This is a genomic window from Amaricoccus macauensis (genome assembly GCF_014201905.1).
GTDB lineage: Bacteria > Pseudomonadota > Alphaproteobacteria > Rhodobacterales > Rhodobacteraceae > Amaricoccus > Amaricoccus macauensis.
On record NZ_JACHFM010000001.1, the window covers coordinates 1,559,596 to 1,578,503 of the forward strand.

18 protein-coding genes are annotated in these 18,908 nt (G+C 66.6%); 15 read left to right on the top strand and 3 right to left on the bottom strand.

Annotation, left to right across the window (positions count from 1 at the left end):
- The first annotated feature begins 199 nt into the window (after nt 1-199).
- The 7 genes from ccoN (at nt 200) to ccoS (ending at nt 4,915) form a co-directional block, all read left to right on the top strand.
- Nucleotides 200-1,777, top strand: coding sequence for a cytochrome-c oxidase, cbb3-type subunit I (ccoN, locus tag HNP73_RS07540; RefSeq protein WP_184148087.1), 1,578 nt, complete (start codon nt 200-202; stop codon nt 1,775-1,777).
- Between the two features lie 82 nt (nt 1,778-1,859).
- The gene (ccoO, locus tag HNP73_RS07545; protein ID WP_184148088.1) at nt 1,860-2,594 is read left to right on the top strand and encodes a cytochrome-c oxidase, cbb3-type subunit II; all 735 of its coding nucleotides are present in this window, start codon (nt 1,860-1,862) and stop codon (nt 2,592-2,594) included.
- 4 nt (nt 2,595-2,598) lie between these two features.
- Nucleotides 2,599-2,769, top strand: a complete 171-nt coding sequence (locus tag HNP73_RS07550) for a cbb3-type cytochrome c oxidase subunit 3 (protein ID WP_184147949.1) — start codon at nt 2,599-2,601, stop codon at nt 2,767-2,769.
- Complete coding sequence (gene ccoP / locus HNP73_RS07555; RefSeq protein WP_184147950.1) at nt 2,760-3,632, top strand: cytochrome-c oxidase, cbb3-type subunit III; 873 nt, start codon at nt 2,760-2,762, stop codon at nt 3,630-3,632. Before HNP73_RS07550 ends, ccoP begins: the two co-directional genes overlap by 10 nt.
- Nucleotides 3,629-3,832 carry a hypothetical protein gene (locus tag HNP73_RS07560; RefSeq protein ID WP_221288260.1) on the top strand — a complete coding sequence of 68 codons (204 nt, stop codon included), beginning with the start codon at nt 3,629-3,631 and terminating at the stop codon, nt 3,830-3,832. The genes ccoP and HNP73_RS07560 overlap by 4 nt, the downstream gene beginning before the upstream one ends.
- Nucleotides 3,833-3,843: 11 nt before the next feature.
- Complete coding sequence (locus HNP73_RS07565) at nt 3,844-4,668, top strand: DUF2189 domain-containing protein (RefSeq protein ID WP_184147951.1); 825 nt, start codon at nt 3,844-3,846, stop codon at nt 4,666-4,668.
- Between the two features lie 25 nt (nt 4,669-4,693).
- Nucleotides 4,694-4,915, top strand: coding sequence for a cbb3-type cytochrome oxidase assembly protein CcoS (ccoS, locus tag HNP73_RS07570; RefSeq protein WP_184147952.1), 222 nt, complete (start codon nt 4,694-4,696; stop codon nt 4,913-4,915).
- A gap of 44 nt (nt 4,916-4,959) precedes the next feature.
- Here the strand turns inward: ccoS and aptA are convergent, their stop codons facing one another.
- Nucleotides 4,960-6,285: an omega-aminotransferase AptA gene (aptA, locus tag HNP73_RS07575; RefSeq protein ID WP_221288262.1), complete on the bottom strand. Its 1,326-nt coding sequence runs from the start codon at nt 6,283-6,285 to the stop codon at nt 4,960-4,962.
- Between the two features lie 107 nt (nt 6,286-6,392).
- Here aptA and xsc point away from each other — a divergent pair, with 107 nt between their 5' ends.
- The 7 genes from xsc (at nt 6,393) to HNP73_RS07610 (ending at nt 13,598) form a co-directional block, all read left to right on the top strand.
- Entirely contained in the window at nt 6,393-8,171 is a 1,779-nt protein-coding gene (gene xsc, locus HNP73_RS07580; RefSeq protein WP_184147953.1) for a sulfoacetaldehyde acetyltransferase, read from the top strand.
- Nucleotides 8,168-8,950, top strand: coding sequence for an SDR family oxidoreductase (locus HNP73_RS07585; protein ID WP_184147954.1), 783 nt, complete (start codon nt 8,168-8,170; stop codon nt 8,948-8,950). The genes xsc and HNP73_RS07585 overlap by 4 nt, the downstream gene beginning before the upstream one ends.
- Before the next feature lie 304 nt (nt 8,951-9,254).
- Nucleotides 9,255-11,156 carry an excinuclease ABC subunit UvrC gene (gene uvrC / locus HNP73_RS07590; protein ID WP_246399580.1) on the top strand — a complete coding sequence of 634 codons (1,902 nt, stop codon included), beginning with the start codon at nt 9,255-9,257 and terminating at the stop codon, nt 11,154-11,156.
- A gap of 42 nt (nt 11,157-11,198) precedes the next feature.
- The gene (gene pgsA / locus HNP73_RS07595; protein ID WP_184147955.1) at nt 11,199-11,816 is read left to right on the top strand and encodes a CDP-diacylglycerol--glycerol-3-phosphate 3-phosphatidyltransferase; all 618 of its coding nucleotides are present in this window, start codon (nt 11,199-11,201) and stop codon (nt 11,814-11,816) included.
- A 5-nt stretch (nt 11,817-11,821) separates the two neighbouring features.
- Complete coding sequence (moaD, locus tag HNP73_RS07600; protein WP_184148092.1) at nt 11,822-12,067, top strand: molybdopterin converting factor subunit 1; 246 nt, start codon at nt 11,822-11,824, stop codon at nt 12,065-12,067.
- Nucleotide 12,068: 1 nt separating this feature from the next.
- Nucleotides 12,069-12,509, top strand: coding sequence for a molybdenum cofactor biosynthesis protein MoaE (locus HNP73_RS07605; protein ID WP_184147956.1), 441 nt, complete (start codon nt 12,069-12,071; stop codon nt 12,507-12,509).
- Nucleotides 12,510-12,617: 108 nt separating this feature from the next.
- Nucleotides 12,618-13,598: an SMP-30/gluconolactonase/LRE family protein gene (locus HNP73_RS07610; protein WP_184147957.1), complete on the top strand. Its 981-nt coding sequence runs from the start codon at nt 12,618-12,620 to the stop codon at nt 13,596-13,598.
- A 28-nt stretch (nt 13,599-13,626) separates the two neighbouring features.
- On the opposite strand, the gene topA is transcribed toward HNP73_RS07610, so the two are convergent.
- Together topA and dprA are read right to left on the bottom strand one after the other, a co-directional pair.
- The gene (topA, locus tag HNP73_RS07615) at nt 13,627-16,290 is read right to left on the bottom strand and encodes a type I DNA topoisomerase (protein WP_184147958.1); all 2,664 of its coding nucleotides are present in this window, start codon (nt 16,288-16,290) and stop codon (nt 13,627-13,629) included.
- A gap of 224 nt (nt 16,291-16,514) precedes the next feature.
- On the bottom strand, nt 16,515-17,648 hold the full coding sequence (gene dprA / locus HNP73_RS07620) for a DNA-processing protein DprA (protein WP_184147959.1): 1,134 nt from the start codon (nt 17,646-17,648) through the stop codon (nt 16,515-16,517).
- A 171-nt stretch (nt 17,649-17,819) separates the two neighbouring features.
- On the opposite strand from dprA, the gene HNP73_RS07625 reads away from it, so the two are divergent.
- The gene (locus tag HNP73_RS07625) at nt 17,820-18,608 is read left to right on the top strand and encodes a M48 family metalloprotease (protein WP_184147960.1); all 789 of its coding nucleotides are present in this window, start codon (nt 17,820-17,822) and stop codon (nt 18,606-18,608) included.
- The last annotated feature ends 300 nt before the right edge of the window (nt 18,609-18,908 follow it).

Consider the following 18,908-nt stretch of genomic DNA (forward strand, 5'->3'; position numbering starts at 1 on the left):
CCGACCGCTACGCCAGCCAGTCCAAATTGCGATGTAATTCTCAATTTTCTCCGGCCGCCGGCTTCAATGCACGGTCGCAATCGATCATCATCGCGCAAGGATCGGACGAGGGAGATGTGATGTGGTCGCCGCACTGACTGTCGGCACGCGCGTTCTTGCACTGGTGATCCTCGGCATCGGCGCGATCGTCGGCCTCGCCATGGCAGTGGCCGGCGCCGGACAGGCCTTCGGGGTCCATGGCTGGATCGTCCTCATCTACTGCCTGGTGATCGCCTGGCGCGTCATGCTGCAACTCGACGCGCCCGAGCCGTCCCCGTCGCGACTGCGGTCCTACTACGACGACCCGATCAAGATGGGCGTCGTCCTGACGATGGCCTGGGCCATCGTCGGCATGGGGTTCGGCGTCTGGGTCGCCTACCTGCTGGCCTACCCGGACCTGAGGTACGACGCGGCCTGGACCGGGTTCGGCCGCCTGCGCCCGGTCCACACCACAGGCATCATCTTCGGCTTCGGCGGCACCGCGCTCATCACCACCTCGTTCCACGTCATGCAACGCACCAGCCGGGCGCGGCTCGCGGGCGAGTTCACCCCGTGGTTCGTGCTGCTCGGCTACCAGCTCTTCGTGATCCTCGCGATCTCCGGCTATCTCATGGGCATCAACCAGTCCAAGGAGTACGCCGAAGCCGAATGGTACGCCGATCTCTGGCTCCTCGTGGTCTGGATCACCTACTTCACCCTCTACATCCGCACCCTCGCCCGCAGGGCCGAGCCGCACATCTACGTGGCCAACTGGTACTATCTCTCCTTCATCCTGATCGTCGGGGTGCTGCACATCTTCAACAACGTGGCGCTTCCGGTGTCCTGGAGCGGGTCGCGCAGCTACATTCTATGGTCAGGCGTGCAGGACGCCATGATGCAATGGTGGTACGGGCACAATGCCGTCGCGTTCTTCCTGACCTCCGGCTTCCTCGGGATGCTCTACTACTACCTCCCGAAGCGGGCGGCCCGGCCGATATATTCCTACCGCCTGTCGATACTGTCGTTCTGGGGCATCACGTTCTTCTACGTCTGGGTCGGCTCCCACCACCTGCACTACACCGCGCTGCCGCAATGGGTGCAGACGCTCGGCATGACGTTCTCCATCATGCTGCTCGTCCCCTCTTGGGCGACGGCCGCGAACGCGCTGCTCACGCTGAACGGCGCATGGCACAAGGTGCGCGACGACGCGACGTTGCGCTTCATGATGGTCGCCGCGATCTTCTACGGGATGGCGACGTTCGAGGGCTCGTTCCTCGCGATCCGCGGCGTGAACGCGCTCTCGCACTACACCGACTGGACGATCGCCCACGTGCACGTGGGCACGCTCGGCTGGAACGCGATCCTGATCTTCGGGGCGATCTATGCGCTGGTGCCGGTGATCTGGCGCCGCGAGCGGATGTGGTCGCCGCGGCTCGTCGAGTGGCACTTCTGGCTCGCCGTGGCAGGGACCGTCATCTACGTCTTCTCCATGTGGAACTCCGGCATCCTGCAGGGGCTCATGTGGCGCACCTACAACGACGCCGGAACACTCCAGTATTCGTTCATCGACACGGTCATGGCGATGCACCCCTACTACATGGGCCGCGCCGTGGGCGGGACGATCTACATGATCGGAATGCTCATCGGCTGCGTGAACATCTGGATGACGATCCGCAAGGCGCCCGAGGCCGGCTACCTCCGGGATATGCCGAAGACGCCCGCGGGCGATGCGGACGATCGTCGCGTTCCGGCGGAGTAGGCCCATGTTACGGAAGCTGACCGCCCTCCTCGAGAAGATCGTCTCGCCCTTCGGGCGGCTCTATCACCTGATCTTCCGCGCGATGTACCGCATCGAGCGCTATTCGCTCGGGCTCGCCTTCGCGATCATCATCGTGGGCGGCATCGGCGGAGCGGTCGAGATCGCGCCGCTCTTCACCATCAACGAGACGGTGGAGGACGCACCCGACATGCGCGTCTATACCCCGCTCGAGCAGGCGGGGCGCGACATCTACCTGCGTGAAGGCTGCTACACCTGCCACAGCCAGATGATCCGCACCCTGAAGGACGAGGTAGACCGCTACGGCGCCTATTCTCTCGCGGTCGAGTCGAAGTACGACCACCCGATGCTCTGGGGCTCGAAGCGCACCGGGCCGGATCTGGCGAGGCTGGGCGGCAAGTACTCCGACGACTGGCACGTCGCCCACCTCCGCAATCCTCGCGACGTGGAGCCGGCCTCGATCATGCCGGCCTATCGCTGGATGGAGGGCCGCGAGGTCGAGCTCGCCGATCTCCCCGCCCGGCTTGCGACCCTGCGTGACGTGGGCGTGCCCTACACCGACGCGCAGATCGAGAACGCGGTCCGGGACGCGCGCGGCCAGGCCACCCCCGACGGCCCGGATGCCGAGGGGGTTGTCGAGCGGTACGGCGAGGCCACGAACGTCCGGAACTTCGACGGCGAGGGCGGTGGGCCGACCGAGATGGACGCACTGGTCGCCTACCTGCAGGTCCTCGGCACGCTGGTCGATCCCGCGACGATCGCCGCGGCGCAGGCGCAGGTCGGGTCGAAGGGGGAATGAGCCCATGGACGTCAGTCACGACACGCTCGTGGTCATCGCCAAGACGGTCGGGCTCTTCCTGCTGATCGCAATGTTTCTGGCTGCGGTCGTCTACGCCTTCTGGCCCTCCAAGAAGGCGAAGTTCGATCGCGCCGCCCGCAGTGTGCTCGATGACGAGGATGGGCCATGTCGGTAGATGAACGCGACCCGCTGACCGGGCACCGGACCACCGGCCACGAGTGGAACGGCATCACCGAACTCAACACGCGCGTGCCGCGGGCGGTCTGGTGGGCCATCGGCCTCACCCACGCATGGGCAGTCCTGATGTGGTTCCTGCTGCCGTCGTGGCCGCTCGTGACCACCTACACCAAGGGGCTCCTCGGCGTCGATCAGCGCCAGCTCGTCGCCGGTCAGCTGGCGGCGGCGGCACGCGACCACGACCAGTGGATGTCGCGGATCGCCAGCGAGGACCTCCCCACCATTCGCGGCGACAAGGAACTCATGGCAACCGTCGCGGAGGTGGCGCCGGCGCTCTGGGGCGACAACTGCCAGGCATGTCACGGCCGTGTGGCGACCGGCGGGCCGGGCTTCCCTGATCTCGTCGACAAGTCGTGGCTCTGGGGCGGCGACGACGACGCGGTGCTGGAGACGATCCGCGTCGGTGTCAATTCGGCCCATCCCGACACGCGGACCTCGCAGATGCTGGCGTTCGGGGCGGGCGGGATGCTGACGCGCGACGAGATCAGAACCGTTGCGACCTATGTCCAGTCGCTGTCGGGGCTCGCGACGCCGGACGACGCCACCAGGCAGGCGGGCGCGCAGCTCTTCGCCGACAACTGCGCAAGCTGCCACGGCGACGACGGCACGGGCGACACGAGCCTCGGCGCGCCGAACCTCACGGACGCCTTCTGGCTCTACGGCTCGGACTCCGAGACGCTCTTCCGCACGATCTACGGCGGCCGTCACGGCTGGATGCCGACTTGGGAAAGCCGGCTCTCCGAGGCGCAGCGCAAGATCCTGGCGCTCTACGTGCTGAACGTGCTGCCGGAAAAGCAATGAGCATGGACGCTCCCGTCCGCCTCGGCCGGAAGGGCCGCTGGACCATGGCCGGCATCGCATTCGCGATCGTCGCCATCTTCGCGGCGGCAAACACCCACCTCGTCTACGTCTCGCTCAGCAGCGAGCCCGATTGCGTGCCTCACCTCAAGGCCCCGGACCACGGCGGCAAGACCTTCCGCGCCGCCGGCTCGGCCTGTTGACGGAGCTGCCGATGGAAGCCGAAATCCTGCCGAAGATCGTGCCGCCGCTGCCCCGGCCCAACCTGAAGGCCCTGCACTTGCCGCGGCGCATCGCCTTCGACTGGCTGCGCGCCGGCTGGAAGGATCTCGTGACCAATCCCCTGCCGAGCCTGCTCTACGGCTTCCTCGTGTTCCTTGTGTCCCTCCTGGTGGTCTGGGGGCTGTTTCAGGCCGACATCGACTATTTCCTTCCGGCCACGCTCAGCGGCTTCATGGTGATCGGCCCGCTGATCGCGGCCGGCCTCTACGAGAAAAGCCGCCGGCTGGAGACGGGCGAGCGCACCCGCTTCTGGCAGATGATCTGCGTACGGCTCGCCTCGGGGTATCAGACGCTCTTCCTCGGGCTGATCCTGCTCCTGCTCTTCCTGCTGTGGCAGCGCGCCGCGGTCCTGCTTTTCGCCCTCCACATCGGCGTGCGGCCCTTTCCGGGGGTTCACGAAATCCTTCCCATGCTCTTCACCACGTGGTTCGGCTGGTCGCTGATGATCTCGGGCATCTTCGTCGGCGGCATCTTCGCCGCGTTCGCGTTTTCGGTCAGCGTCTTCTCGGTTCCGATGATGCTCGAGGAGCACACCGACGCGCTGAGCGCGATGGGGATCAGCATGTCGCTCGTCTGGAACAACCTTGCCGTGTTGCTGGCGTGGGCCGCGATCGTCGTCGGTCTTTTCGTGCTGTCGGTGCTCACCGGCTTCCTCGGGCTGATCGTCATCTTCCCGCTGCTCGGCCATGCCACCTGGCATGCCTATCGCGCCATTCGGACCACCCGGGGCGAGCGGGTATTCTTCCTCGGGACGTGACGCCCATGTCGCCGGTCATGCGACCATGAGCGCCCTCGCGATCCTCATCCCGACGAGCCTCGGGCTCGGCCTCTTCGGCCTCGTCTGCTTCGTCTGGAGCCTCCGCTCGAACCAGTACCAGGATCTCGAGGGCGCCGCCGAGCGCATCCTGCTCGATGACGAGCCCGGCGCGGCGCCGACGGAGCCGCGTGGCGCATCCGTCGGGGAAATGGGCGATCCGCGTTCACCTTCGGCCGACGAAGGGTGAGATCGCCCCACCTGCGCAGGTCGCGCGGGTGGCCGTCTCCCGCCTCAGACGCTCTCGATCGTCTTTCGGATGCAGCCGACGATCTCGTCCACGTCCGCCCGGGTCGCGACGAATGACGGTGCGACGATCGCCGTGTCGCCGGTCCACTTCACGTGGCAGCCGTTCCAGAACAGCCGCTTCTGAAGCTCGTTGCCCCGAAGCCCCGGCTTGCCCGGCTCGGGATGCACCTCCACCCCGGCGATCAGCCCGTGTCCCCGCAGGTCGCGCACCACGTCGAGATCCTTCAGCGACCAGATCGCATCGAGGAAGTACGGCGAAAGCTCCGCCGCCTTCTCGAAGAGCCCCTCCCGCTCGTAGATCTCGAGCGTCGCCAGCCCCGCCGCGCAGGCCGCCGGATGGCCCGAGTAGGTATAGCCGTGAAAGAACTCGATGGCGTTCTCCGGCGCGGCCCCGGTGATCGTCTCGTAAATCTCGTCCCGCGCCGCGACCGCCCCCATGGGGATCGCCCCGTTGGTGATCGCCTTCGCCATGGTGATGATATCGGGCGTCACGCCAAAGGTCTGCGCCGCGAACGCTTTCCCCGTCCGCCCGAACCCGGTGATCACCTCGTCGAACACCAAGAGGATCCCGTGCCTGTCGCAGATCGCCCGCAGCCGTTCGAGATAGCCCTTCGGCGGCACCAGCACCCCCGTCGACCCGGCGATCGGCTCGACGAACACCGCCGCGATGGTGCCCGCCCCATAGGCCTCGCAGAACCGCTGCAGATCGTCGGCCAGCTCCGCGCCCGTCTCCGGCTGCCCCCGCGTGAACGCCTGCGCCTCGTCCCAGGTGTGCCGCAGCATCACCACGTTCGGCATGACCACCGGGAAGGTCTCGCGGTTCCTCACCATGCCGGCGAGCGAGGTGCCCCCCATGTTCACACCATGATACGCCCGCTCGCGGCTCACGAACCGCAGCCGCTGGCTTTCGCCCCGAGCCCGGTGATAGGCCATCACCATCTTCAGCGCCGTATCGATCGCCTCGGAGCCCGAGTTCACGAAGAAGACGTGGTTCATCGGCTCGGGCAGCAGTTCCGCTACCTTGTCCGCCAGCGCGAACGCGCCCGGATGCCCCATCTGGAACGGCGGCGTGTAGTCGTTCTCCAGCATCTGGCGATAGACCGCCTCGGCGATCTCCTTCCGCCCGTGCCCGGCCGCCACGTTGAAGAGCCCGGACGACCCGTCGATCAACGGCTCGCCGTTCTGGTTCCAGAGCCGCACGCCTTCGGATCTCTGCACCAGCCGGGGGGATGCCTTGAACTCACGGTTGGCCGTGAACGGCATCCACTGCGCCTCATAGGCCTGGTTCGAGAGTGGTTTCACCACGTTCATCTCGTTTTACCTCCCTGGGAATCCCTCCTCACAGTAACCCATCGGCGCACAGGTTGAAGGGGGCGGAACCCGGGGCTAGGGTCCGCGAAAAGACAAGGGAGGTGACGATGCGCATGACGACCGAGGAAGCCTTCGTGAAGGTCCTGCAGATGCACGGCATCGCGCATGCCTTCGGGATCATCGGCTCGGCGATGATGCCGATTTCCGACCTCTTTCCCGCGGCCGGCATCACCTTCTGGGACTGCGCCCACGAAGGCAGCGCCGGCATGATGGCCGATGGCTTCACCCGTGCGTCCGGCAGGATGTCGATGGCCGTCGCCCAGAACGGCCCCGGCATCACCAACTTCGTCACCGCGATCAAGACCGCCTACTGGAACCACACCCCGCTCCTCCTCGTCACGCCGCAGGCCGCGAACCGCACCATCGGTCAGGGCGGCTTTCAGGAGGTGGAGCAGATGGCTCTCTTCCGTGACATGGTCGCCTATCAGGAAGAGGTGCGCGATCCCGTCCGTATCGCCGAGGTGCTGAACCGGGTCATCGAGCAGGCCCGCCGCCGCTCCGGCCCGGCCCAGATCAACGTACCCCGCGACTTCTGGACCCGCGAGATCGACATCGACCTGCCCGAGACGATCCGCATCGAACGCCCCGGTGGCGGCGCGGGGGCGATCGCCGAGGCGGCGAGGCTTCTGACGGAGGCGCGTTTCCCGGTGATCCTGAACGGCGCGGGCGTCGTGCTCGCCGGCGCCATTCCTGCGTCCGCCGCCCTCGCCGAGCAGCTCTCCGCCCCGGTTTGCTGCGGCTACCAGCACAACGATGCCTTCACCGGCAGCCACCCGCTCTCTGTCGGGCCGCTCGGCTACAACGGCTCGAAGGCCGCCATGGAGCTGATCTCCCGGGCCGACGTCGTCCTTGCCCTCGGCACCCGGCTCAATCCGTTCTCGACGCTGCCGGGCTACGGCATCGACTACTGGCCAAAGGCCGCGAAGGTCATTCAGGTCGACATCAACGCCGACCGCATCGGCCTCACCAAGCCGGTGAGTGTCGCAATTCAGGGGGACGCCGGCCTCGTCGCCCTGCAACTCCTCGAGGCGCTGGGAGCCGGTGCCGGCGACAGCGGCCGCGACGAGCGAAAGGCGCTGATCGCCCAGACGAAATCGGCGTGGCTGCAACAGCTCGCGTCCATGGACCATGAGGACGACGATCCGGGGACGACCTGGAACGCGCGCGCCCGCGCGGCGCACCCGGAGCGCATGAGCCCCCGCATGGCATGGCGCGCCATCCAGTCGTCGCTGCCGAAGGACGCGATCATCTCGTCCGACATCGGCAACAACTGCGCCATCGGCAACGCCTATCCCACGTTCGAGGCCGGGCGGAAGTACCTCGCGCCCGGTCTCTTCGGTCCCTGCGGCTACGGCCTGCCGTCGATCGTCGGCGCCAAGATCGCCTGCCCCGACGTGCCGGTCGTGGGTTTCGCCGGTGACGGCGCCTTTGGTATCTCCGTCACCGAACTGACGGCCATCGGCCGGAAGGAGTGGCCGGCGATCACCATGATCGTGTTCCGCAACTATCAGTGGGGCGCCGAGAAGCGGAACTCCACGCTCTGGTTCGATGACAACTTCGTCGGGACCGAGCTCGACCTTGACGTGAGCTACGCCGGCATCGCAAGCGCCTGTGGCCTCAGGGGGGTACAGGCGACCACCATGGAAGAGCTGACCACGATGCTTGCCGACGCCGTCGAGGCGCAGATGATGCGGGGCGAGACCACGCTCATCGAGGTTATCCTGAATCAGGAGCTCGGCGAGCCGTTCCGCCGCGACGCCATGAAGAAGCCCGTCCACGTGGCCGGCATCAGCGCTGAAGACATGCGCTCGCAGGAACCGGCGTGAGCGACGCGGCCCTCGTCACCGGCGGCGCGCAGCGCATCGGCGCGGTGCTTTGCCGGAAGCTCGCGTCCCGCGGGGCCGACGTCGCGATCCATTGCCACGCCAGCCGCGATGCCGCCGAAGCGCTGGCCGCGGAGCTGTGCTCGACGGGCGTCAGGGCGGCCGTGGTGGTGGCCGACCTTCTCGATCGCACCGAGACCGCAGGGCTGGTTGCCGCGGCGTCTGCGGCGCTGGGGCGGCCGCTGACCGTGCTCGTGAACAATGCCTCGATCTTCGAGCACGACACCATTGCGACCGCGACGTGGGAGAGCTGGGACCGTCACATCGGCTCCAACCTGCGGGCGCCCTTCGAGTTGATCCAGGCGTTTGCCGCGCAAGCGCCGAAGGCGGATATCGACGCGGAGGGCCGGCCGCTCGCCCGGGCGTCGGTCATCAATATGGTGGATCAGCGAGTCCTCAAGCTGACCCCGGAATTTGCAACCTACACGATTGCAAAAATGGGCCTCTGGGCGTTGACGCGTACGGCGGCGCAAGGACTCGCCCCACATGTCCGGGTGAACGCCATCGGTCCGGGACCGACGCTGCGTGGGGTCAGGCAGAGCGCGTCGCATTTTGCCGACCAGAAGGCTGCGACCTTGCTCGGCCGTGGATCCGATCCTGACGAGGTCGCGACGACGCTTGGCTACTTCCTTGACGCACCGGGGGTGACGGGCCAACTCATCTGTGTAGACGGGGGCCAGCACCTCGCCTGGCAGACGCCCGACGTCCTTGGAGTCGAGTAGTACGGACGTCGCATGGGTGGGATACGACGGGGGTCGCCTTGACTTTTCCACGCCCGGGGGAGGGTCACGGATCCGTTTTGATTCTGTCAATGATTCCATAATTTTACGCACGGTCAGGATAAGAACATCGAAAAATCAGGTACTTGGGGAACTGCTTAAAAACAGGGCAAACCGAAAAACGGCCTTGTATCGTTGGGGAATTGGCAGATGGCGGAAAGTTTTCCTCTGACTTATCCACAGAGATGGTGGACAGGATTCCCCTTGAAACCGTCGCTTGATACCGGCAGCGGGAGGGGATTCGCCAATGGCTGAGACCGAAGGCGACGCACATCTCTTCGACGAGGACGGCGCTTCTTCGTCCGAGATGCGGACTGGGCATCTCGTCATCCGTGACTATCTGAAGCGGCTGGATGACAAGCCGGGCGTCTATCGGATGCTCGATCGCAAGGGCGAAGTCCTCTACGTCGGCAAGGCGCGGAACCTGAAGAAGCGCGTGGCGTCTTACGCAAAGCCTACTGGGCACGACTCGCGTATAGGGCGAATGATCGCCGCGACCGCATCGATGATGTTCCTCACTACAGGTAGTGAGATGGAGGCGCTCCTGCTGGAGCAGAACCTCATCAAGCAACTCAAGCCGCGCTACAACGTGCTGCTCCGCGACGACAAGAGTTTTCCCAACATACTCGTCACCGGTGACCACCGCTTTCCGCAGATCAAGAAGCATCGCGGATTGCGCAAGGAAACCGGCCGCTACTTTGGCCCGTTCGCCTCGGCGGGAAGTGTGAACCGCACGCTCAACCAGTTGCAGAAGGCGTTCCTGCTGCGGAGCTGTTCGGATCCGATGTTCGAAAGTCGGACGCGACCGTGTCTGCTTCACCAGATCAAGCGATGCAGCGCTCCGTGCGTCGGGCTGATCGACGAGGCGGATTATGGGGCGCTCGTGGAAGACGCGGTGCTGTTTCTCTCGGGCAAATCGACCCGGGTGCAGGAACAGCTTGCGGAGGCGATGCGCGCGGCGAGTGACGCGATGGAGTTTGAGCGGGCGGCGGCGATCCGGGACCGGATTCGGGCGCTCACCACCGTGCAGGCGAGCCAGGGGATCAATCCCGAGACGGTGGACGAGGCAGACGTGATCGCGCTGCATCAGGAGGGCGGCCACGCCTGCGTGCAGGTCTTCTTCATCCGCGCGCACCAGAACTGGGGAAACAGGGCATATTTCCCGCGCACCGGGTCGGGAGCGGAGCCGGGCGAAATTCTCGAGGCCTTCATCATCCAGTTCTACGGCAACAAGACCCCGCCACGCCTTCTGCTTGCGAGCCATCAGCCGGACAACGACGACCTGCTCGCCGATGCGCTGGGGACCGAGCTGGGGCGCAAGGTCACGATCGCGGTGCCGCGTCGGGGCGAGAAGGCGTCGCTGGTCGAGCATGCAGCGCAGAACGCGCGCGAGGCGCTGGCCCGGCGGATGGCGGAGACCGCGAGCCAGCTCACGCTGCTCGACGGACTGGCGGAGGCGTTCGGTCTCGACGGACCGCCCGAGCGGATCGAGGTCTACGACAACAGTCACATCATGGGCACGAACGCGGTGGGCGCGATGATCGTCGCGGGACCGGATGGGTTCATGAAGTCCCAGTACCGCAAGTTCAATATCAAGAGCGCGCTGACCCCGGGCGACGATTTCGGGATGATGCGGGAGGTCCTGACCCGGCGATTCGCCCGGCTGGCCAAGGAGGATCCCGATCGCCGGTCGGATACGTGGCCGGATCTGGTGCTGATCGACGGTGGTGCGGGACAGGTGACGGCCGCCTGCGCGGCGCTTCAGGAGCTTGGAATCGACGAGGTGGCGGTGATCGGCGTTGCCAAGGGCGTTGATCGTGACGCGGGCAAGGAGGAGTTCCACCGGCCGGGGAAGCCTCCCATGGCGCTCGCGCACCGCGACCCGGTGCTCTATTTCGTCCAGCGGCTGCGGGACGAAGCGCATCGCTTCGCCATTGGCGCTCATCGGCAGAAACGCGCTGCCCAGACCCGGGCGACGCCGCTCGATGAGGTGCCGGGCGTCGGCGCAACGCGGAAACGGGCGCTTCTGCAGCATTTCGGATCGGCAAAGGCCGTGGCGCGGGCGGGACTCGCTGATCTGAAGGCAGCGCCGGGTATTTCAGATACGCTCGCCGAGGTGATCCACGGCTTCTTCCATGGCGAGAGGTAGCGCGGTATATCAATGACAACGCTTGCAGGAATGACGCCGGGAATGCGCTGGACCGTACCGAATATACTGACGGTGATGCGACTGGCTGCGGCGCCTGGCGTCGCGCTGGCGTTTGCCATTTTCGATCGGCCGTATGCCGACTGGGTGGCCTTTGGCCTGTTCATCGTCGCGGCGCTGACCGACTGGGTGGACGGCAAGATCGCCCGGGCGTGGAAGCAGGAATCGAACTTTGGCCGGATGCTCGATCCGATCGCCGACAAGGCGATGGTGGTGATCGCGCTGGCGGTGATCGTCGGGCTCTGGGGCATGAAGTCGCTGCTGCTGGTGCCGATCGCCTTCATCCTGCTGCGCGAGATCTTTGTCTCCGGACTGCGGGAATACCTCGGAACGAAGGCGGGCAGCCTGAAGGTTACTTATCTGGCGAAGTGGAAGACCACGGCGCAGATGGTGGCGATCCCCGTCCTGCTGCTCGCCGGCGTGTTCGAGTGGGACAGGCGGCACAACAGCCCGTGGGTCAGCGACTGGTTCCACGACTGGGCGGGATGGATCCTGTCGAATGGCGGTCTCGTGCTGATCTGGATCGCGGGGCTCCTGACGCTGATGACCGGCTACGACTACCTGATGAAGGCGCTGCCGTTCCTGAAGGACCGCAAGCGGTGAGCGAACTGCGGGTTCGCTATTTCGCCTGGCTGCGCGAGCGTGTGGGCGAATCCTCCGAAACGGTCGAGACCGGGGCGGAGACGGTGCGGGGTCTCGTCGACGAGCTTTCGGCCCGTGAAGAGCGCTATGCGCTGGCATTCGCCGATCTGTCGGCCGTCCGGGTAGCGGTCGACGAGGAGCTTGCCGATCTTTCGGCGCCGCTTGCCGGCGTGCGAGAGGTGGCGTTCTTTCCACCGATGACAGGCGGCTGACGTGGCCGTCCGGGTCCAGCGCGAGGACTTCGACTGCGGTGCCGAGATTGCGGCGCTGACCGCCGGTCGGACGGAGATCGGCGCGGTCGTGACGTTCTCAGGGCTGGTGCGCGACAGCGGTGGGCTCGCGAGCCTCGAACTCGAGCATTATCCGGGCATGACGGAGAAGGCGCTGGCGGCGATCGAGGCCGAGGCGGTGTCCCGGTGGGAATTGCAGGCGAGCCTTGTCATCCATCGCTACGGGCGGCTGGCTCCGGGGGATCGGATCATGATGGTCGCAACCGCGTCGCGCCATCGGCAGGCGGCCTTCGAGGCGGCGGAATTCCTGATGGATTACCTGAAGTCGCGCGCGCCGTTCTGGAAGAAGGAAAGCGGGCCGGACGGTGGCCGCTGGGTTGATGCCACCGAAAGCGACGAGGCGGCGCTCGCCCGCTGGAAGTAGACTTCACCGACAGGTGACCGCGCTCCGATCACGGACATCGGCGGCAGACATTGGCACCGGGGCGGGCTATGTCCCTCCGCGACGATGATCGGCAATGTGGAGAGCCAGATGTACCGAGTAACGACGACTCTTTCGATCGCGGCGGCGTTTGCTGCCGGCATCGCCGGGGCTGCGGCGGCGCAGGAGGATGCTCCGGCGGGCTCGCTCACCGGGATCGTTGCCGAGGATGGGACGACAACGCCGATCTCGGACAACGTGAAGGTGTTTCCGGTAACCGAGAACGCGGAGAGCTGCGTCTACGATCCGGATCGTGAGATGATTCTCGCCATGAATCGTGGCGCGGCTCCCAAGGACAAGCTGAACGACGGTTTCGTTTCTTTCGTCGATCAGGCGGGTACGGTCGCGACCGAGCGCTGGACCGGGGAGAGCGGCGAGGCGCCGTTGCTGAACCAGCCCTACGGCAGCGCAATTGCCGGCGGCACGCTCTACGTCGCGGATCGCAATGGCGGAACGTCGAAGAGCGATCCGACTCGGGCGGTGCTGCGGATGTACGATCTCGCGACCGGTGCGGTGAAGGGTGAGGTCGAGGTCGATTCGCCGGGCCTGAATGACATCGCGGTCGCGGCGGACGGCACGATCTTCGCGACGCAGACGAGTGCCGGCGGCAAGAAGAACGGTCCCGACACGTGGAAGGTCTTCCGTGTCACGCCCGCCGGCGAGGTCTCGGTGCTGATCGAGGGCGAGCCGCTCAATCAGCCGAACGGCATCGAGATGGACGGCGACGGCAACATCGTCGTGGTGAACCTCGGCGACGCCGGGGTGCTGACCTTCTCGCCGGAGGGTGAGCTGGTGAAGACCGAGGAAGCGGCGCAGCCGGGCAGTGACGGCCTCGTGATCATGCCGGACGGCACGAAATACGTGAACAGCCTGCGGCAGGGCGGCGTGACGCGAATCGCGCCGGACGGGACCACGGAGCTGATCGCGAAGGGGATCCCGGGCTCCGCCTCCATGTGCTTCCACTCGGGATCGAATCAGCTGGTGATTCCGATGGGACAGAACAACGCGCTGGCGTTCGTTCCGCTGGACTGAAGGACGGGGCGGCGCCAGACGGCGCCGCCTACTCCGTTTCCGGGTCGGCCGGAGTCTCTGCCGCCGGGGTCTTTGTGGCGGATTTCTTCGCGGCAGGCTTTTTGGCGGCGGGTTTCTTCGCGGCGGGCTTCTTCGCAGCCGTCTTCGCCTTCGGCGCGGCCTTTCTCTTTGCGGCCGTCTTCTTCTTCGGCGCCTTGGCGGCGATGAGTTCGACCGCCTGTTCGAGCGTCACGGCCTCTGGCTCGATCTCCTTCGGGACCGTGGCGTTCACCTTTTCCCACTTCACGTACGGCCCGTAGCGCCCTTCGTAGAGCGCCACTTCGCCGCCGTCGGGATGCTCGCCGAGCACACGGAGCGGCTTGACCGCGGCACGGCCGGAGCCGCGGGCGGCCTTCTGGGCGATGAGCTCCATGGCGCGATTCATGCCGATCGTCAGGACCTCTTCGGGGTCCTTGAGATTGGCGTAGGTCTTGCCGTGCTTCACGTAGGGACCGAATCGTCCGATGGACGCCTCTACAGGCTGGCCGTCCTCGGGGTGGATGCCCACCTCGCGGGGAAGGGACAGGAGTGCCAGCGCCCGCTCGAGGTCGAGGGCGTCCGGGTCCATTCCCTTCGGGATCGAGGTGCGACGCGGTTTCGTGTCGTCCTTCGCCTCGCCGAGCTGGACGTAGTAGCCGTAGGGACCTTTGCGGATCGTCACGTCCTGCGGCTCGGCATCGGCCTCGAGCACCGCACCACCGATCGTGCCCTGACCGAGCACCTTGCCGTCAAGCGCCGAGCCTTCGGCGTCGCCGGCGAGCGGCCGGGTATAGCGGCACTCGGGATAGTTGGAGCAGCCGATGAACGCCGAGCCATTGCGCGAGGTCTTGAGCGAGAGCAGGCCGAGTCCGCACACCTTGCAGCGGCGGGGCTCGGGGTCCTCGGGTGTCTTCGGGAAGAGGTGTGGTTCGAGCACCTCGTTGATCTTGTCGAGGACTTCCGTGATCCGCAGACCCTCGGTCTCGCCGAGAGCGGCGGAGAAGTGGGCCCAGAATCGGGCGAGAAGGGCTTTCCAGTCCTCTTCGCCGGTGGTCACCCGGTCGAGGTCGGTTTCGAGGTCGGCGGTGAAGTCGTAGTCGACGTAGCGGCCGAAATAGTTCGCGAGGAAGGCGGTGACGAGCCGGCCCTTGTCCTCGGGGAAGAGGCGGTTCTTGTCCTTGCGGACGTACTCGCGCTCCTGAATCGTCGAGACAATGGAGGCGTAGGTCGAGGGACGGCCGATGCCGAGCTCTTCCATGCGCTTCACCAGCGTTGCCTCGGTGTAGCGCGGTGGCGGCTGGGTGAAGTGCTGATCCGGCGTGATCTGGCGCTTCTCGGCGGACTCTCCCGAGATGATCTGCGGCAGGCGGCCGCCCTCGTCGTCATCGGAGAGCGTGATGTCGTCGTCGTCGCGACCCTCGGTGTAGACCTTGAGGAAGCCGTCGAAGGTCACGACCTGACCGGTGGCGCGCAGGCCGACCTGGCCGTCGGGACTCGAAATGTCGATGGTGGTGCGTTCGAACCGCGCCGCCTCCATCTGCGAGGCGACGGAGCGCTTCCAGACGAGGTCGTAGAGCTTCCACTGGTCGGATTCGAGCCGGAGCGTGTCCGGGTGCGCGGCCATGTCGGTCGGCCGGATGCACTCGTGCGCCTCCTGGGCGTTCTTCGCCTTGTTCTTGTACATCCGCGGCGACTTCGGGACGTAGGCCTCGCCGTAGCGATTCTTGATGACGTCGCGGGCGGACATGACCGCTTCGGGGGCCATGTCGATGCCATCGGTTCGCATGTAGGTGATGTAACCGGCCTCATAGAGGCGCTGGGCGGCATTCATCGTCTGGCGGGCGCCGAAGCCGAACTTGCGGGACGCCTCCTGCTGGAGGGTCGATGTCATGAACGGGGCGGCGGGGTTCCGGGTCGCGGGCTTCGATTCGACGGCAGAGACCGACAGGTCGCGCGCCTCGATGGCCGCGACGGCGCGGCTCGCGGCGGCTTCGTCGCCGAGGTCGTAGCGGTCGAGCTTCTTCGCGTCGAGGCTGACGAGGCGCGCTTCATAGGTGTCGCCGCGCGGCGTGGCGAGGATCGCCTTCACCGTCCAGTATTCCCGGGCGCGGAACGCCTCGATTTCCATCTCGCGCTCGACGATGAGGCGCAGTGCGACGGACTGGACGCGCCCGGCGGAGCGGGAGCCCGGCAGCTTGCGCCAGAGCACCGGCGAAAGCTTGAAGCCCACGAGATAGTCGAGCGCCCGGCGCGCCAGATAGGCGTCGACGAGTTCCATATCGATCTCGCGCGGGTTCTCCATGGCGCTCGTCACCGCGGATTTGGTGATGGCGTTGAAGACCACACGCTCGACGGCGGTGTCCTTCTTCACCGCCTTGCGGCCGGTCAGGGCCTCGAGCAGGTGCCAGGAGATCGCCTCGCCCTCGCGATCGGGGTCGGTGGCGAGGATGAGCTTGCTGTCGTCCTTCAGGGCTTCGGCGATGGCGCGGATGTGCTTGGCGCTGTCGGAGGCGACCTCCCACTTCATCTCGAAGTTCTGCTCCGGATCGACGGACCCGTCCTTTGGGGGCAGGTCGCGCACGTGACCGTAGGAGGCGAGCACGGTGTATCCCGGCCCGAGGTACTTGTTGATGGTCTTCGCCTTCGCAGGCGACTCGACAACGACGACGGCCATACGGACTCCTGCCGCAACAACGGCGGCGTAAAACGCGAGGCTACATGAGACGAGGCCGGTTCGTTGTCAACCGGAGGACCCGTCGCGGCCGCCGTCTGTCAGGGTCGTTTTCCGCTTTCCAGCGGGCGGCGGCGCGATCTTCAGGGCAGACGTTACCCGGTCAGGGGCGGAATTCTGCGCCGGCGTATCTGGCCGGGGAATGGCGAGCGTTCAGCGGATGGGTCTCAGGCCAGGCTGACGAAGCCTCCCGGGTGCCGCTGGAGTCGTCCGACCAGCTCCAGCTCGATGAGCGCGGCGGAGACGGCCGCGGCCGTCTGACCGGTTTCGCGGATCAGCAGATCCTCGGCCACCGGCGCCTGCGTCAGCAATTCCAGCAGACGGTTCCCAAGATCGTCACCGGTCGCCGGGGGTGGATCGGGGATTGCCGGCCGGCTGGGCGGGGGTCGCTGGCGGCCGGGGGCGAGGGTGGCCCCCAGCGCCTCCATGACGTCGGCAGCGTCCCGGACAAGGGTCGCGCCATCGCGGATCAGCGCATTGCAGCCGCCGGCACGGGCATCGAGCGGGTTGCCGGGGACGGCCATGACCTCGCGGCCCTGATCGGCGGCGTTTCGCGCGGTGATGAGACTGCCGGAGCGGAGCGCGCCCTCGATCACCACCACGCCGAGGGCGAGGCCGGAGATGATGCGGTTGCGTCGGGGAAAGTCCTGAGCGCGCGGCGCGTGGCCCGGCGGCATCTCGGAGAGGCGCAGACCACGGATCGCCATTTCGGCCGCGAGGTCGGCATTCTCGGACGGATAGACCACGTCGATACCACCGGCCTGCGCCGCGATCGTGCCGGAGTCGAGCGCGGCGCGATGAGCGGCGGCGTCGATGCCGCGTGCGAGGCCAGAGGCGACGACGAAGCCGGCGGCTCCGAGATCGCGCGCGAGTTGGGATGCCATGCGGCGGCCGAGGGCCGAGGCATTGCGGGCGCCGACGAGCGCGACGGTGGGCCTGCGGCCGAGACTGGTATCGCCCAGGGCCCAGAGCACCGGCGGCGCGTCGTCGACGAGCGCGAGGGCGGCCGGATAGTCGGCCGAGCCGAGCAGCAGGAGCCGGGCACCTGCCGCCATCCCTGTCGCGATCTCGGCCTCCGCGTCGGTTCGCGCAGCGGCGCGGTAGTCCCGCACGCCCGCCGCTGCCGCGAGCCCGGGCAGGCGTTCCAGTGCGGCCGCCGCGCTTCCGGTCTCCCGCAGGAGCCGAATGAAGGTTACCGGCCCGACCCGGCGCGACCGGGCGAGCCGGAGCCAGTCGAGCTGTGCCGCCGGAGAAGCGGGCAATGCGTCGGGGGGCACTTTCGTTGAGGTCGGCGGGGTCATCGTGCCACCGTTCGCGAGGGGTGGTTAAGACCCGGTTGACTGACGGGGGCCTCACAGGGCCGCGCACCGTCGCGCTGCACATCAGTGATCCGCAAAGACGTGACTTCAAATATGACGGCGGATTGGAGAGACTGCCAGTCGTTCAGCGCCCATTCGCGCTTCGGAGCCGCCATGCGCCTGTCGTTTGCCCTCTGTCTCTCGCTCGCCGCTTGCGGCACCACCTATGCTGTCCCGATCGCCGGCCCGGACGCCCCCTCGTCAGGCAGTCAGGTGACGGCGCCTTCAGCGCCACCGGGACGCGCCCGCACGCCCGCCGACTTCGCCCGGGTGCTCGCCCGGGTCGAACCGGCGGCGGAGCGCCTCTGCCGGCAGGAGCGGCCCGACGCACCGGCGTCCTGGTGCGACTACCGGGTCACGCTCATCCGCGACCCGAAGACACCGCCGAACGCCTATCAGTCGATGGGGGACGATGGCCGGCCCGATATCCACTTCGCCGCCTCACTCCTGCCGATCATGCGGGACGACGACGAGATTGCGTTCGTGCTTTCGCACGAAGCGGGGCACCACATCGCCGGCCACATTCCGAAGCAGGGCCAGCAGCAGGCCCTCGGGGCCATGCTCGGCGGCCTCGCGGCGGCGATGGGCAACGCCTACGGGCTTCCCGTGTCGCAGGACGAGGCGATGAACGTGGGCGCGACGCTGGGCGGGCGGGCCTACGGTCAGACCTATGAACTCGAAGCCGACACGCTCGGCGCCTTCATCGCCGCGCGGGCAGGCTATGATCCGGAGCGGGGGGCGGCGTTCTTCGAGCGGCCCGAGATTGCATCCACGGGCGGCCTGCCGATCCTCACCAGCCATCCGGGCTCGGCGCAACGTGAGGCGACGGTGGCGGCAGCGGCAGCCGAGATCAGGCGGCAGCGTGCGAGCGGCCGCGAGCCGACGCCGGACGTGGCAGGCTGAAGGGCATGAATGACCGGTCCGTGACGAAGCCGCGAACTATTTTCAAAAACCCGCGTTTTGGGGGTTGCGAGTCACCTGACCGACCCCTAGATAACCGCTCACCGGAGCGACGGTGCCACTGAAGAGGCGCTGACGCGGCGGGAAAAACCGGCAACTGGATGCGGGACGCGTCAGATCAAAGACGCTACCAAATGATGTTGTCGGACGCTCTTTGACATAACATATCTAGATGAAGGGATATGTGGGCGGTTTGGTTCATTTCGATGGACGAACGTTTGCATATCTGGCCCTTTAGGCGGA